The organism is Eubacterium xylanophilum ATCC 35991 (assembly GCF_000518685.1).
GTDB classification, from domain to species: domain Bacteria; phylum Bacillota; class Clostridia; order Lachnospirales; family Lachnospiraceae; genus Eubacterium_F; species Eubacterium_F xylanophilum.
Genome location: NZ_KI912477.1, coordinates 22,264 through 38,860, shown reverse-complemented (window position 1 = coordinate 38,860; position 16,597 = coordinate 22,264). Strand labels below are relative to the sequence as shown.

Sequence of the window (16,597 nt, the reverse complement as noted above, 5' to 3'; positions counted from 1 at the left end):
ATTGTCCTTTTCCAGGGCTTTTATCCTCTTACGCAGTTCAATCATTTCTGCGTTAAGTGTACGGGCATTAGAGGGCGAATGAGCACCTTCGCCGATGTCAAGACTTCCATCTTTGACTTGTTTATTCCAGTTATAAATGGTATGTGCGGGTATGCCGAGCTCTTTTGCAGCACGTTGAACGCCAATTTCCTTACCAAGTTTAACTGCTTGGATTTTAAATTCCATGTCGTATTTACGTTGTTTTTTTGTTGCCATGTGGCACCTCCTTTGGGTTGTATTATATCACTACAAACTTCCTAAGAAAAGTGCCAACTATTATTATATTACATCAAACTGTGCATATCTAGTTTCATCACCGGCCATATACAAATTATGAGGATTCAAAGACATAATCCCGTTAGACCATTTATCTTTAAGGGACCATCCCATGAATTTGTACCCTTTTCTCTTTGCTTTAGGAAGAATTTTGTTCTCTCCGTATGTATATGTCTTTGGAGTTTTTCCTACAATTTTTCCTTTATTTAGCACAAGATTGAGTTTGAATTCTCGAGCCTTTCCAAGCGCAGTTTTTCCAGGCTCTACAGTGCTAACGTGCTTGCCATCTACATAAAATTCATATCCTACAATATCTCTTATTCCACTTCTCGGAACTTCAATTGATGCAGAGGAATTATTTACTATTTTTTGGAGATTTACACATCTTAATAAGACATTATTTCCAATTTTGTTTACACCAGAAGGAATTGTAATTTCTCTGAGATTATCCATTCCTTCCAATGCTGAGTTTCCAATTGTTCTAAGACTACTTGGAAGCTTAAGAGTATAACATGATCCTTCTGCAAGTGAGAATTCTCCTAATTCTGTAATTCCTTCTTGCAATTCTGTATCTCCAAATGTTGATACATATTTTTTAGTAATTGCTCCACTTCCTGATATTATAGTTTTAACCAATTCTCCAGCAGAATTTTTTTCTACTTCTTTATTAATTCCATCTTGAATTTGAGATTTACTAGTAGTTTCCCCGGCAACTACCGATCCGGTAACGTAACTTGTCTGTACGCATAGTAGCATTGCCATTACTATACATATTATTGATTTAAATTTCATATCTTCTACCTCCTAATCATGTTTACACATTCTGTCATTCTCTTATTCATCAATAATTCACTAATCTTTGTATATTGGGAATGCATTTCCTAGAGAAGAATAGCACATTATCATAGCTTTGTCAACTATTTCCGCATAATAATATGGCATAATTAGAAAGATAGAATATTAAATAGAAAGGGATGGCGGATGAGTTTTTTGCAAGTACAGGTTGATTAGCGTGCGGTACGGCAAAAATTGAAAAAATAATTGTCTTATAAGCAAAGCTTGTAAGACAAGCAATATGCGTTTTCAATCAGAATTTTTACCGTATTTCAAATCAAAATCGCTGTACAAGAATCCTATCAATCTCATGTAGTTACATGCAATAAGGAAAAACGCGTATTGCATGTAAAATTTGTCGGGGATTTCCGTCGGGATTACATGCAATAAGGAAAAATTGATATAGCATGTAAGATTTCGGAGAAGCCCGCCAAGAAATTACATGCAATAAGGAAAAATTGATATAGCATGTAAGATTTCGGAGAAGCCCGCCAAAAAATTACATGCAATAAGGAAAAATTGATATAGCATGTAAGATTCCAGAGAAGCCCGCCAAAAAATTACATGCAATAGAGAAAAATCGATATTGCATGTAAAATTCCAGACAAACCAGCCAAGAAATTACATGCAATAGAGAAAACCGCGTATTGCATGTAAAATTCCAGAGAAGCTCCCCAAGAAATTACATGCAATAGAGAAAACCGCGTATTGCATGTAAAAAACCGCTTTATACGATTCCAAGGTGTTTTCACTACCCAAAGAAGGCCCCGCCTTTACCGGCGGAGCCCCCATCATGTGTTATATCAACTATTACCTCTCAAAGAATTATAATTCTTCACTAGGCTTTTTAAAGTTATTAGCTATTACATGTCTATATTGATCCTGATATGAATACCATCTACTATTCTTTGTTGAATAATATACATCCATATAAATAGGACTATCTGCTCCCTTTGACTGAGCAAAAATCATATATGTTGTTGGACGTTTTCCGTTAATTGTTTCCTTTGCAGGAATGTAATATGGTCCTCTGTACATTTTGAGCACATATGGCTTTGAAGGTGTATAATCGTTGTCTGGTGAAGCGCCTTCAAAATAGCTCTTATATACATTGCTTCCGCAGGCTTGGATTGCATCCTTCATTGACTGAATTCCATTGTCCTGAGTAACCTTTGCTAGATTCATACTGTCAGCTGGCCCATTAAGATATTCGAACATATCTCTAACCGGATCTTTGCTGAAGAATGGATCTGATGGATTTGATCCACCTACAAATGTATTAGCTGCGCAAATAGTTGCGGCCATTACATTGAATCCACCATAACATACGGTATTTGACTCCTCATCATGGTTAGTATACTCTGTTTCATGAACCGCGCTGTGCTCTGTCTCGAAGAACTGCTTGATAGAATCAAGGCTCTTAGGAAGCTTCTTGAATGTATATGTAGCTGTCTCACATATAGTATCTTTCGTTGCTTCTCCGTTCTCAACTGTATAACCCTGAGCTTTCAACTCATCCTCTGATGTAGTATCTTTGTTGATTTTAAACTTAACTGTCTTTATCTCAGTTCCATAATCAATAGATACATCTGTATCAAAGTTAAAGTCATCCTGTACCGGAGCAACTGTTTGCTCAGGTGCGATTGTTACTCTTGGCCCCAATGTGTAAACCGGTTTACTTGGGTTTGCTGTTGTTGGAACATTGTAACCTGGATAATTGGTATTTCCGGAGTTTCCGCTATTACTTGTATTTCCGGAGTTGCCGCTATTGCTTGCATTTCCTGAATTTCCGCTTTTGTAGGTTCCAAAACCATCATTACTGGACTTAGTAACTGTCACCTTGCACACCGCCTTTTTCTTTCCTTTTTTTGCAGTAATCTTGGCTTTGCCAGGTTTAAGCGCTTTGACTTTTCCAGACTTGCTAACCTTAGCAACAGCCTTTTTACTACTTGACCACTTAACGCCCTTCATATTGGCCTTAAGCTTCATACTTTTTCCTACTTTGAGTGATACACTTTTCTTACTAAGCTTCAGCTTCTTTGCTGCATCAACAGCTTCACCACTACTGATGGCACACACTGAAAGCGCAAATGCAGTCACCGCTGCAAGCATTCGCTTGTCTCTATTATTCATACATAACCTCCTCTTATCTTGATCTATCAAGAACTCATAAAACCTCATAACATCAAAAAGATGTCCTCATTTCTAGTAAATTATACTTCACCTAACTAGATATGATAACATCTTTTTGGACTATAAAGTCAAATATTCCAAGAAACTACTTTTTATCGTCGGGTTGGTCACCCTCCATCTCAAACAAAAACTGTACTGTTGTATCCTGGCCCTCAAATGCTCCTGAAAATGTTCCGTAGCCCTTATCTGCTTTTTTCAGAGCATTTAACCTATTGGCTATCTTTTTCAGATCTTCACCACCAAATTTAGTTAAATTCTTGATACCATCCTCATTATAATCTGACATTCCGTCAGCCAACTTTCTCAGACCATTTTCAAATGCATTAAATCCGGATACCAGCTTGTTTCCTGATGATGCGAGTTTGCCCATGCCGGCAGAGAGACCTTTGATTCCCTTGTTAATTCCGCTCACTCCCGCTGTATAACCTTTGATTCCCTTTTCCATGCCTTCGCTGCCCTTAAGCAAGCCGGCAACGCCCTGCTTCAGGCCGGCAATCGCTGCCACAAGTGGCTTCATAGATGGGATTGACGCATAACCTGACATATCCATCTTGTCAAGACCTGTCTTTAACTGTCTGAGACCGCTTGTGAGGGCGCTTTGTCCCTTGACAAGTTTAGCTGAATTGGCGTCAAGCTTTCCGCTTCCGGCTTTCAACTTTGACACACCGGAATTAACCTTCTTGACTCCATCGACGTACTGACTTACACCGTCTCCAAGTTTCTTGGAGCCATCATAGACTTTCTCTGTAGCATCTTCTAACTTATTAGTTGCCTTCTGAAGTTTCTTCATTGACTTTGAAACATCTCGCAGGTTTTTGAACATATCGTTGTCCAAACCGCCGAAAATCCCCTTGGTAACAATAGTCGTAGAAAAATCCAATTCGAAATCCTTGACATCTGCAGTTATCTCCACATAATCCGGAAACTTTTCATCTTTATCAGATTTTTTGTCCTTATCGTCCTTCATCTCTTCCAAATCATCTTCGAATTCATCTAATCCCAGGGCATCTCCCACTCCCGGCATTCCAAAACCAAGTGCCATAGTGTTGTTATCCATATCATATACTTCGCCATTTTTTATCTTGACATTTTTGAAAACATCGTCATCAAGGGTAACCATTGTCAAAAATACAAACGGAACATTTACCTTATACTTCTTGCCATCCACTTCTTCAGTTTTGGAAGTTCGATTCTTGTAGTCATATCGAATCTTAACTTTTCCGCTTTTACCGGATATCTGCTCGATAGGCATCTTCTTGCCATCCAAGTAGTAGCTAACCTTCACGTCGACAGGGAGCTTCTCCTCGGACTTTCCCTCGTACTTGATATCCTCACCGCTGTTCTCCCAGAGAAATGTTCCGTCCTTCTGGGGATACATTTTCTCATCACCACTGACATTCCTAATGTCTTTCAGATTGCTGATATCACTAATTAGCTTGCCTGCCTCAAAGTCCTTGAGATAATCAGTAACTTTGATTTTCTTGATAGTTCCGTCCGCCTTGGCCTTGATATTGACAGTCTCTTCCTTTTTCCCAGCCATAGCTCCGGCTCCACTAACATACTTTGTCGTATTATCAGCCTTGACTTCTTCCTTAGTCGCCTCCAGACCACTCGCTTTGCTCGCAGTGGACTTGTCACCTGAACACCCTGTGAGCATCATACCGGCAACAAGCAACATACAAAGCATGGCGCTGAAAGTCTTACAGCTTATATTCTTTATCATCCTATCTCCTCCTTCTTGCAAACATCATCATTCACCGTTTTTCAAAGCCTCATCGAGAGGAATCTTCTTGACCTTGTAGTACTCGATTCCGGCAACTACACCATATGTCACGATTCCTATAACCGCCAACCTCACCAAAAGTGAGTTCTTAATTACAATATTAAACCAACCATTCATCTCGGTTCTTAGCATTATATGGAACATTTCCACCAGAAGCCCTCGCTCGAGTATTACCATTATCACAATTGTGATAAGTGCAACAGCCGTAGTCGCATTGATATATAGGTTGGACACCTCCCGATTCCAATATCCAAGAATCTTGGCCATAGAAATCGATGAAGCATTTCTCTCTATAATTATCTTGGAGAGAATATAGACCAAAACTACAAATATTCCGACGGACGCAATCTGAACAATCTTCATAAAGCCTCCCATGGAAACCTTCATCTGCCTTGATATCTTGGTCATTGCCTTGTAGTCTATTACCGTTCCTATGAACTCTTCCGGAATATCATTTATCTCCTTATTAGAAAAATATCCCGAGAAATAACCATCTCCCAGATCAAATCTACTATTCATGGTTTTCATGTCCATAAATGCGCAAATTGAACCGTCATAGTCGTATATTCCCGTCACTGTGAATTCGTATTTATCGTCATCGTACTCTGCTGCCAGCTTTACTTTGTCACCGACGCCAATTCTGAATTTCTCGGAAAATGCCTTGGATATCACAAAATCATCTCCGGTATAAGTGATTGCCTGATTGGAATATGCGGGTTGGAAATTCTCGATAGACACCATATCTACAAGGGCCTCAAGAAAATCCTCCCCCATATCCTTTTCCTCTTTTTCGCTCTTTGGAGCGTTCTTATATTTATAAGAATATTGATATCTCCTGAGTTTTTTGTTGAATGCGTCAAATGATCCGCCAGTGGTTACTGCCACTCCGAATTCTGTAGCATCAAACATTACGTCTCCATTGTCTTCGAAAAGAGCACTGTAATCTGACAAAGCTACAAGACCGACTACCTTGAATTTTGCTTTTCTGAAGATGATTTCACTGCCTATGTCGAATTTGTTATTATCGGCATACATTCTATCTATGGCAATCTCTCCGTCTTGCTGAGGCAAACGCCCCTGAAGTACGCTAACTCTATCTATATCTTTTCTATTCTTATAAAGCCTAATCTTACTTCCATTCTCGATAGTATCTTCGATATAGAAGTTTTCATAAATCTTTACCGGAGCCTTGTCATTGTTCTCTATCGCACGACGAAGAGAATCTGACATGCTGGCCTCCAGCCTAAAGTTCCCATCCTCTATATTGTATTTGACAAATCCATCATCATATGCTCGCAGCATGCTGGACGCTGCCACGAGGAATCCCGATCCCTCAGCTATTGCAAGAACCATAACAAAGAATATGACGAAGTACTTACCAAAATCCGCTTTAAGTTCTCTAAATAATCGTTTGTTTAATGGATTTAGCATCTTCTCATCCTTTCACTATAATTCCAGCTCTTCTGCGCTCAGAATATTTTCATTGACATAATTCTTTCTGATTGTTCCGTCTTTGAGCTTTATAACTCGATTCGCCATATCCTTAATTGCGTCATTGTGTGTTACCATGATGATTGTGCTATTATATGTCTTATTAACTGTCTCAATGAGTTTTAATATCTCGACAGATGTCTTGGAATCAAGGGCTCCTGTTGGCTCATCACAAAGTAATATGTCAGGATTTTTGACAATAGCTCTTCCTATTGCACATCTCTGCTGCTGTCCTCCCGACATCTGGTTAGGATACTTGTTCCTGTGTTTATGCAACCCCAATAATTCTATTAATTCATCAACATCAAGCGGATTGTCTGACAGATACTCACCGACCTCTATATTTTCTCTCACCGTCAAGTTGGGTATGAGATTGTATCTCTGGAAAATATATCCAAGATGCTTCCTTCTATAGAGAGTCAACTTTTTCTCATTCATCTCAGACATTTTATCTCCATTAATACTGATACTTCCAGAATCTGCTGAATCTATACCTCCAATAATATTGAGCAATGTGGATTTTCCCGAACCGGACGGTCCAAGCAATACACAAAACTCCCCCTTCTCCAAATTGAAATCTATGCCCTTCAAAACATCTACTTTGGTTTCCCCGGCACCAAAAGATTTTCGAATAGCATCTAACTCTAAAAACATTCCTTTTGCTCCTTCCTTTCACACTGCTAATCCTTGTTAGTACCAACTAACTGTATCACATGTCATTTTGTTTGTCAAGACTAACCATGATAGTTTTTCCGAAAAATTGTCTTACGAACGACGTGAGTAAGACCAGCAATATGCGTTTCCGTCAACGAAAAACAGGCATACTTAGAAACTATTCTCAATTTCTAAACTATGCCTGTTCTTTTTTATTTTCTAAATTCTATTAAAATATTCTCAACTTACGCCAAATACACTATCTGCATATCTAACAGTCTCCATAGCATCCTTTGCATAGGCATCAGCGCCAATCATATCTGCATACTCCTGTGTGAGAACCGCTCCTCCCACACAAACCTTGGTGTCAGGCTTTTTCTCTCGAAGAAGCTTGATGGTATCCTCCATACTGGCTACTGTCGTGGTCATTAGTGCCGAGAGTCCCACAAGCTTGATATCTCTCTCAATCGCCGTATCAACTATGAGTTCAGGTGGAACATCCTTTCCGAGATCCACAACTTCATATCCATAGTTTTCAAGCATTACTTTGACAATATTCTTACCAATATCATGAATGTCATTCTTGACTGTGGCAAGTATGACAGTGCCCTTTGATTCCGTCGACTCGCCACTCATGCTCTCCTTAATCACATCGAAAGCAGCCTGTGCAGCCTCTGCGCTCATGAGTAGCTGAGGCAAGAATACTGTTCCCTTCTCAAATCCCTTACCCACTTTATCCAAAGCTGGAATCAGGTCATGGTTGATAATATCCATGGCATCTCTGTTGCCCAATTCAGCGCGGACTATTTCTCTTGCCTTGTCTGACATTCCACGCTCTACATATCCCACGAGATTCATAGCATCTTCCTGGTTTTTGCCGTCTTTGCCATCCTTCTTATCTGCGGCAACTATCTCTCCCTTGGCCAGAGCATTTTCATCAATCCAAGAACCTGTGGCCTCGATATAACCCATGCACTGCGGATCCTGATCGGTCAAAGCAAGATAAGACCAATAAGCACGCATCATCGGCTCCACGTTGGGATTGACAATGGCGCACGAAAGTCCCGACTGCATGGCGAGGGAGAAAAATGTGCTGGTTACAATCTCTCGCCTTGGCAATCCAAAGGAAATATTGGATACACCGAGTATCGAGTGCCCATGTCTCTCATCCCTGATTCTTCTCAATGTCTCGAGAGTTGTATTGGCCGAGGTTGTATCGGATGAAATAGTCATGGCTAATCCATCAATGACGATATCGTCACGAGAAATACCATATTCATCTGCAGCCTCATAGATTCTATCTGCAACTTCAATTCGCCCATCTGCCGTCTCAGGAATTCCATTTTCATCAAGTGCCAGTCCCACCAACACTCCGCCGTACTTCTTTACAAGCGGCATAATGGCCTCTATGCTCTCTCTCTTACCATTGACGGAATTTACCATAGGCTTTCCATTGTAATATCTAAGTCCCTGCTCCAACGCCTCTATATCAGAGGTGTCAATCTGAAGTGGAAGCGATGTAACTGACTGAAGTTTCTTGATTACTGCATTCATCATGGCAGGTTCGTCAATCTCAGGAAGTCCCACGTTGACATCCAGGATGTGAGCACCACAATCCTCCTGCTCTATAGCTTGTGATAAAATATAATCAACATTATTATCCCTGAGAGCCTGCTGGAAGCGCTTCTTGCCCGTCGGATTGATTCGCTCTCCTATTATGACAGGCTTCTCTCCAATCTCCACACACTGAGAAAAAGAAGTGACAAATGTTCTGTGCTTTGCTACCGGCGGCTTGTACTCCACCTTAGTAGCCTTCTCCACAGTTGCCCTGATATGATCAGGTGTAGTTCCACAACATCCACCGAGAACATGTACACCTAGCTCTGCAATCTGCTTCATAAGCTCCGAAAAATCATCCGGATGTACGTCATATACTGTCATCCCGTTTTCAGTTCTGGGCAAACCTGCATTGGGATTAACTATTATAGGAAGTGAACATACTTCTGTTAATTCCTTGATCATAGGTATCATCTGTTCCGGTCCGAGACCACAATTGATACCGATGGCAGTCACTCCAAGTCCCTCCAATAAAGCTGTTGTAGTCTTGATATCGCCACCTGTGAGAAGTTTTCCCGTCTCATCATAAGTCATTGTGACAAATATAGGAAGGTCTGAGTTTTCCTTTACTCCCAGAACTGCTGCCTTCACCTCATAGGTATCTGCCATTGTCTCAATCAATGCCAGATCAGCTCCAGCTGCAGATCCAATCTTAGCAATCTCGCCAAATATAGCAACGGCATCATCAAAAGACAAGTCCCCGAGAGGTTGAAGAAGTTTTCCGGTCGGTCCGATGTCCAGCGCAACAAAAGCATCATCCGCTCTGCCCGCCAATTCCCTGGCCTTGGTGGTATTAGCCACTGCTGCCTCGATAATATCCTTAAGATTATCCGGATACTTGAGCCTGTTGGCACCAAAAGTGTTGGTATTTACTATATCGGAACCCGCCTCATAATATCTTCTCGCTATGTCTATCACATCGTCCGGTCTATGCAGATTCCATGTCTCAGGAAGTTCTCCCGGCTTCAAACCTCTCTCCTGGAGAAGAGAGCCAAGCCCTCCGTCGCAAAACATCCATGTCTTGCCAAGTTTTTCAAAAATCTTATTGTTCATCTCTAATTCCTCTTGTAATTACAATCTTTCTTCTGACAGAGCTCGCACCCTGACAATTCACATTCAACCTCATCTCGAGACAGTCCTATCACCGCGCTAACCGACTTAGAAGGAGCCATGAGAAGAGATTCCGTGAGGGTAACCCCTATTTTCTTGGAGGCATCTAACATCCTTATAATATCTCTTTGATGTTTAATGGAAAAATCTCCATATCCCGGTGAAAATCTCACCCTGGTATGGAGTCCTTCTGTCATCTTCTCTTCTTTGATAATTCTATTGTGATAATTGCAATAGGCTTCTATCATGGCCGCCGATGCCGCTTGATATATCACCATCTCGGAGGGTTTGCTAACAGATGCCCTGGCAATCAACCTATCCGGTCCTACGCCGAGAGTAGCCACAAATACAACCATACTCTGACATCCCTCAAGATTCTTGGCCAGATTGGCGCTCTCTATCGTCACATCTTCAAACGTTATAAACCGCTTATCTCGTATCTCTATGTCAAATTCTCTGCTGACAAAACCCGGAACACATGCACTCATCAAGTCCCCTATGCACTTTTCTATGACAGCTGAAGTTGCCTCATCCGGGATCTCACCTTTATATCCAAGATACCTATATATTTCCCGCCTATTAGGATTAATAATTTCACTACTCAATTATATCACGTCCTAAAACCTCAGACAAGTGATTGAGAATTCCCTTTGCAACATCCGGCTTATTCATGGAATAAACATGAATGTGATTGATTCCATTGGCGATAAGATCAACGATCTGATCTGCCGCATAAAGTATTCCAACCTGTTGCATCTTATCTGGCGAATTGCCAAACTTGTCTACAATTGCTCTAAACCTCTCAGGCACATTGGTTCCCGACATAGCCACAGACCTCTTGAGCTGTTGCTTAGTTGTAATCGGCATAATTCCCGGAACTATCGGAACTGTGATTCCGCTCTCCCTCGCCCTGTATAAAAAGTTGTAAAAAATATTATTATCAAAGAACATCTGTGTTGTGAGGAAGTCGCATCCCGCTTCTACTTTTTCCTTGAGATACTTAATATCATCTGCCTTATTCTCACATTCCACATGTCCCTCAGGGTAGCATGCACCTCCGATACAAAACTCTCCCTGAGTTTTCAACTCCCTTATGAGCTCAGACGCATAGTTATAATCGTGGGCAATCCTTCCTTCTTTGGGGATATCCCCGCGAAGAGCCATGATATTCTTGATGCCATTCTTCTTATAAGATTCAACTGTCTTAGATACAAAATCTTTGGTAGAAGATACACATGTGAGATGAGCTATAATAGGCACCTCATACTCCTTCTGAAGACTGGAGGCAATCTCTGCGGTAAACTCACTGGTTCCGCCACCTGCACCATATGTCACGCTCATAAAATCCGGATTATATGATGCAATCTTCTTAGTTGCCTCAAGCACTGAGTCAAATCTGTCACTGGTCTTTGGAGGAAAAACCTCAAAACTGATTGTCAATTTATCTTCTTTTAATAGTTTACAAACTTTCACTTAGTATACCTCTCAGAAATTTTAATTCAATGCATAGCGCATTTTTTCCTATACATTTTATCAAATTGCATTAAAAATGGCAAGCGCATGGGAGAAAAATGCACGCTTGCCATCATATGGATTATCTTTAGCTTGCTATAGCTTTTGGCTATAGCAAGCCGTTTTATATAAGAGAATTTCGGATTGCTTAATTAATTAACTACTTTGAGAAGCTTACCTCCGGAGAGTTGTAAACTGTCGCCAAACTTCCCTTGTACAATGTCATTCTGATGAGTGCCATATTAGGATCACACTGGTAGTATCTAATAGTATGAACACCCTTAGATAATTTCACATCCTTAACCTCACTTGAACGACTATTTTTCTCGATATCTGTAGCCCATGTACCCTGCTTCCATGTTCCTGCAAGATACTTATCTACAATCGAGTTTGTAATCTTGGCATCGCCGCCATCTACTGAAATACCATAGCGGAGCTTGACATTGTTATACTCAAGATTACTTGTAGGATTGAACTGGCACTGAAGATTATATGTTCCATCTTCTGGCACATAAACCTTGTACTCTACATATGGAGCATTATCAAGATCAGACTTTTCATAAGTAGTTGTACTACTTGAACTTCTAACTGATGCTTTGTACTTACCATTGTCCGGTACTACAATCATCTTGTTAGACATCTTCTTGCCTGAGTTTGTAACTCCCTTGCCATCCTTCTTATCTGCAAACTTAGAAATATCGATAGTTGCATAATCATCTGTCATGACAAATGTATTGGCTTCAAGTGCTGAAGCATCTATAACATTGGCAGTAATATTGACTACAACTTCATTGGTTCCATCACTAATTGTAACTGTTCCCTTTGAAGTACTTGTCACCTTAGACCAATTAATGCTGACTGGAATCTCTACTACAGAATCAACTTTTCCGGATGTGGCTCCTAGCTCAATCCAATCTGCGCTGGTCTTAGTAGTGAATTCATACTCATCACCCTTGCTTGCAACAAGAATACTATGAGACTTGTCATTCAAATTATCAAATGCCTGAAGATCAACAGTTCCACTTGTATATACCTTGTTATATGCACCTACGAGCTTCTCTACGAGAACATTTAATCCCGCATTAGTAGTTTTAACTTCCTTGAGTTTTGGAAGCACACCACTATCTGTGTTCCACTTCTGCATTCCAATATGGTAAGCCTGGTCTGCTGACTGCATTCCCTTCCACTTTTTACCATCCTCCGGACCGCCTGGCATAGCTGTGTTATATGTATTATACAACTCTTTGTCAAGCGCTATAGCTGTTTTGCAGAGCTCCGCATAATTATCTGCCATTACAAGACCCATATCTGCATACTTATTATTGAGTGCAGCATAAATCTGAATCTTGAGAACGTTTGGCACTGCCATTGCCGGATAGTATACCAACTGATAGAATGCTGCCTTCTGAGCCTCAGGAATCTTAGCTTCAAGAGCTTTTGCACGACTCATAATATCTTCACATTCTTCAAGTACATTCTGCGCTTCTCTGTAATTATCTAAGCTGAACATATCAGAGCAACTATTTGCTGTCTCATACAATACATGCTCAACTTTTCTCGAAGTCTCGAGATCGAGATAGTCATCGATGAGTCTCATGCTCTCTTGGCACTGTTCATCTGACAATCCTGATCCGCCAAGCTTAGCAAACTGCTGCTTAGCCCAAGCCTTCTTGTATTCATCTATTTTCTCCTGACCATTTACTCCCCATTTCTCATAGTCATATCCCATGTCGAGGAAGTAAGAAATATCCATCTCCATTGGCTTGAGGTCACCAACATTTACAATCCATACGTCGTTGATTCCATGATCATATGCTACAGACATCTGATCCCAAACCTTTGAGAGCTGCGTTGTCTGAATCCATGTATATGACTTAGGAGCTCCTACGTAATCGAAGTGATAGTACATTCCAAGTCCGGCAATCTGCTGTTGCTGCTCATATGTAGGCAAAGTTCTGAGGTATGACCAGTTGTCATCGCAGAACATGGCAAATGTTCCTTTCATTGCATCCTTTTCATAGAGCTTACCTGCATACCAAGCATCTTCCACTTCTTTGTAGATTACGAGCTGTGTAGGATTCTTGTCATTGTTCTTATTTAAAATGTTCTTCTGTGTTGTAATTACGTGGTTAAGGTAATCAGCATACTTCGGTGGATCACCTGCTGATGGAAGCTCTGAATCCGCTTCTCCACGCATTCCAACTGTACAGATATTGTCATAGTCTTTGTTTCTGAGTACACCTGCATTCCAGAACTCTTCAATCGCCTCATTGACAGCCGGAATATATCCATCCTGTCCCGGAACATTGTACAAGTTCCAGCACTGTGCTGATGAATACTCATCTTGCAAATCTTCATTATCTACTTCTTTTTTGTAATAATTTCCCCACTCATTTCCGGCTCTGTAACATGGCTCATGGTGAGATGTTCCCATGACAATTCCGTAAGCATCAGCTAACTTTGCATTGGCTTGCTTATCGCCCTTGCCATTCTCACTGAAGATATCTCCCCACATAGCCGGCCACAGATAGTTGGCCTTAAGTCTAAGAAGGAGTTCATATACTTGACGATAGAAGTTTTGATTTCTTCCGCCATAGCGACCACCTGTCCAAGTTGTAAGTGATGGCGACTCATCATTGAGGAAAATTCCACGATATGTCACTGAAGGTTCCTTCGAGAGAAGGTTTACATCCTTTGAATCAAATGTGAGATTCGTCTGAACAGCAGGTGTTACGTCTGCCCACCATACCCATGGTGAAACTCCCATGAGTTCTGACAAATGAAAGATACCATAGTTTGTTCCGCGCTTGTCACTACCTGCGACAACCAACGCCTTATCAACACCTGACATAGGCTTGTCAACAACCTTTACAAGGTATCTCTCCCACTTTCCTTCAAGACCGGATACATCGATCTTGCCATCCTTGGCAAGTTGATTAATAACCTCATTACCACCTTCTCCAACAGTTCCGGCGATAACAACATTTCCTGAAAGCTTTGACTTATCTGTGACAATCTTAAGAGTATTGGCAGATTCTACTGCTACTCCCTCTTTGTCAACTTCTCCACCTGTCACGCGAGCAACATCCGCCTTAAAAGCTTCAGCAATAAGACTAATTCCATCGTATGCACCATCCTTCTCATCTATATACATAGAGAAATTAGGTGCTGACTCCTTGATAGCCTGGAAGCTGTCTCCCTCTAGCTGCTTAAATGGTTCTGTTTTATTTCCTTCTGGTGCATCCATATTTGGTTCCTCCGTTGGTAATACTGTTGGCTCACTTGTTGCTTTTGCAGTTGTATTAGGGCTTGGCGCTGACGAATCAACTGCTGCATCTGATGTCTGGCTTGGTGAAGCATCTGCACTGTTTGGCGCTGCAGTCTTATCAGAAGAAGCTCCACTGCCTTTCTTAGCAACTGTTACTTTACACTTTAGCTTGTAACTCTTCTTGTTGGTTTTAACTTTGGCAGTAATAACAGCTTTTCCTGCCTTAACACCAACAATTGTTGCCTGTGGTACTTTTCCCTTAATCTTGGCTTTTTTTACCTTGGCAACCTTTTTTTTGCTACTTTTCCATTTAACCTTAAGTTTCTTTTTACTTGAGATATTCTTGATCTTCAGAACTTTACTTTTTCCTGCTTTGATCGAAATCTTAGTCTTGGAAAACTTAGGCTTCTTTGCCGCATCAACATCAGCTCCCCCGACTGTTGATGTGAGCATAGCGACTGCACCGAGTACGGCAAGTCCTTTTCGAAAATTTCTCATCATATCGCATCCTTTCTATTGTATTCCGCAAACTGATATAGTATAATTTTAACATAAATTGCAATTAAAAAAAGGGTATTTGAAAAAGTAAGTTTTTTATGCAATATAAAATATTGTTTTTGCAATGTATTTCTGTTATAATTGATATATATTGCAAAGAAATTGAGCAATTACGTAGCAAATCATATCCTTCTTCTCTGTTCCAAGCAGGCATGCAGAGATGGGACAAAGCCTGCAAAAGGGTGATTCCATGAGATATATTTATAAAGAAGAAGATCGTCCTGAAGTAGGCGACTACTATTATGAGGCGCGGCATATAACCAACAAGCATTTTCCACCTGTCAGCGCTCATACTCATAATTTTTATGAAATCTACCTTCCTCTGACATCTAAGGTATGTTTGTCAGTTGAAGATACAATATTTGAAGTTAATATCGGTGATATTATGGTTATTCCGCCACATACAATTCACCAGTTGCTCTCCAACGATGAGGATGTAACATTATACAAGCGCATGTATATGTATATATCTCGCCAGTGCATAGATACTCTCCAGTTTAACGAGCATTCACTTACAAAGCCTATGGATGCGGCGCATGAAAAGAAGAGATATCACTTCACAATCAAAGATGAGGCGAGTTACAAAGCAATACATGATGCTATGTATAATATTTATAAAAGTTCGGAACTGGAGCACTATGATAAGGAAATGTACAACCGCGGACAGATTCTCACACTGTTGACTGCTCTCAACAACTCCATACTCTGCGACTTGTCCCCTAAGGGCATCGTTCATGCCATGGATCCGGTATCGGAGCAGATTCTGACATTTATCAATGAACATTTTATGGAGGATTTGTCGGTAGCTTCTATCGCGGAACATTTTTTCCTTAGTAAGACTACACTGACTCATATGTTTAAATCTCAGACGCAACAAACCATTCACAGCTATCTTGTTATGAAGCGGGTTAGCATGGCAAAACAGAGTATGAGTAATGGCATAACGCCACTTGATGCGGCAACCATGTCCGGTTTCAAGGATTACTCAACATTTTATAGAACATTTAAGAGATTAGAGGGGCTTTCCCCTAAGGAGTTTTACAAACGATGTAACGCTATTAGAGCTTAACTTGTCTTACGAACAACGTGAGTAAGACCAGCAAAATGCGTTTATTGTCTTACGAACGACGTGAGTAAGACCAGCGCTATGCGATTCCGATAGCAAATGGGGCTGTCGCACTAACAATTAAAAAATTGTTAGTGCTCAGCTCCATTTTGTGCTAAATTAGGGAGATTCTATTATTATTCTTTGTTAATTGAGA

11 protein-coding genes are annotated in these 16,597 nt (G+C 40.7%); 1 reads left to right on the top strand and 10 read right to left on the bottom strand.

All coding sequences use genetic code 11. The features are described from left to right. The 10 genes from L877_RS0111430 to L877_RS0111385 form a co-directional block, all read right to left on the bottom strand. Positions 1–255: transposase (locus L877_RS0111430; RefSeq protein WP_026836187.1), on the bottom strand; the 255-nt coding region annotated here is incomplete at its 3' end. Between the two features lie 63 nt (positions 256–318). After that, the gene (locus tag L877_RS0111425; protein WP_026836186.1) at positions 319–1,107 is read right to left on the bottom strand and encodes a leucine-rich repeat protein; all 789 of its coding nucleotides are present in this window, start codon (positions 1,105–1,107) and stop codon (positions 319–321) included. Between the two features lie 867 nt (positions 1,108–1,974). Continuing rightward, positions 1,975–3,282: a DUF6935 domain-containing protein gene (locus L877_RS0111420; RefSeq protein ID WP_026836185.1), complete on the bottom strand. Its 1,308-nt coding sequence runs from the start codon at positions 3,280–3,282 to the stop codon at positions 1,975–1,977. Between the two features lie 145 nt (positions 3,283–3,427). After that, positions 3,428–5,065 carry a hypothetical protein gene (locus tag L877_RS13750; RefSeq protein ID WP_026836184.1) on the bottom strand — a complete coding sequence of 546 codons (1,638 nt, stop codon included), beginning with the start codon at positions 5,063–5,065 and terminating at the stop codon, positions 3,428–3,430. 27 nt (positions 5,066–5,092) lie between these two features. Beyond that, the gene (locus L877_RS0111410; protein ID WP_026836183.1) at positions 5,093–6,556 is read right to left on the bottom strand and encodes an ABC transporter permease; all 1,464 of its coding nucleotides are present in this window, start codon (positions 6,554–6,556) and stop codon (positions 5,093–5,095) included. A gap of 15 nt (positions 6,557–6,571) precedes the next feature. Next, complete coding sequence (locus L877_RS0111405; RefSeq protein ID WP_026836182.1) at positions 6,572–7,270, bottom strand: ABC transporter ATP-binding protein; 699 nt, start codon at positions 7,268–7,270, stop codon at positions 6,572–6,574. A gap of 240 nt (positions 7,271–7,510) precedes the next feature. Beyond that, the gene (locus L877_RS0111400; RefSeq protein WP_026836181.1) at positions 7,511–9,940 is read right to left on the bottom strand and encodes a homocysteine S-methyltransferase family protein; all 2,430 of its coding nucleotides are present in this window, start codon (positions 9,938–9,940) and stop codon (positions 7,511–7,513) included. 2 nt (positions 9,941–9,942) lie between these two features. Next, positions 9,943–10,602 (bottom strand): vitamin B12 dependent-methionine synthase activation domain-containing protein, encoded by a 660-nt coding sequence (locus L877_RS0111395; RefSeq protein WP_034785767.1) that lies wholly within the window; start codon positions 10,600–10,602, stop codon positions 9,943–9,945. Then, positions 10,595–11,470 (bottom strand): methylenetetrahydrofolate reductase [NAD(P)H], encoded by an 876-nt coding sequence (gene metF / locus L877_RS0111390; protein WP_026836179.1) that lies wholly within the window; start codon positions 11,468–11,470, stop codon positions 10,595–10,597. Before metF ends, L877_RS0111395 begins: the two co-directional genes overlap by 8 nt. 199 nt (positions 11,471–11,669) lie before the next feature. Next, a complete protein-coding gene (locus L877_RS0111385; RefSeq protein ID WP_084554889.1) occupies positions 11,670–15,278 on the bottom strand; it encodes a glycosyl hydrolase 115 family protein in 3,609 nt (1,202 codons plus the stop codon). 217 nt (positions 15,279–15,495) lie between these two features. Here L877_RS0111385 and L877_RS0111380 point away from each other — a divergent pair, with 217 nt between their 5' ends. Next, positions 15,496–16,404: an AraC family transcriptional regulator gene (locus L877_RS0111380; protein ID WP_026836177.1), complete on the top strand. Its 909-nt coding sequence runs from the start codon at positions 15,496–15,498 to the stop codon at positions 16,402–16,404. The last annotated feature ends 193 nt before the right edge of the window (positions 16,405–16,597 follow it).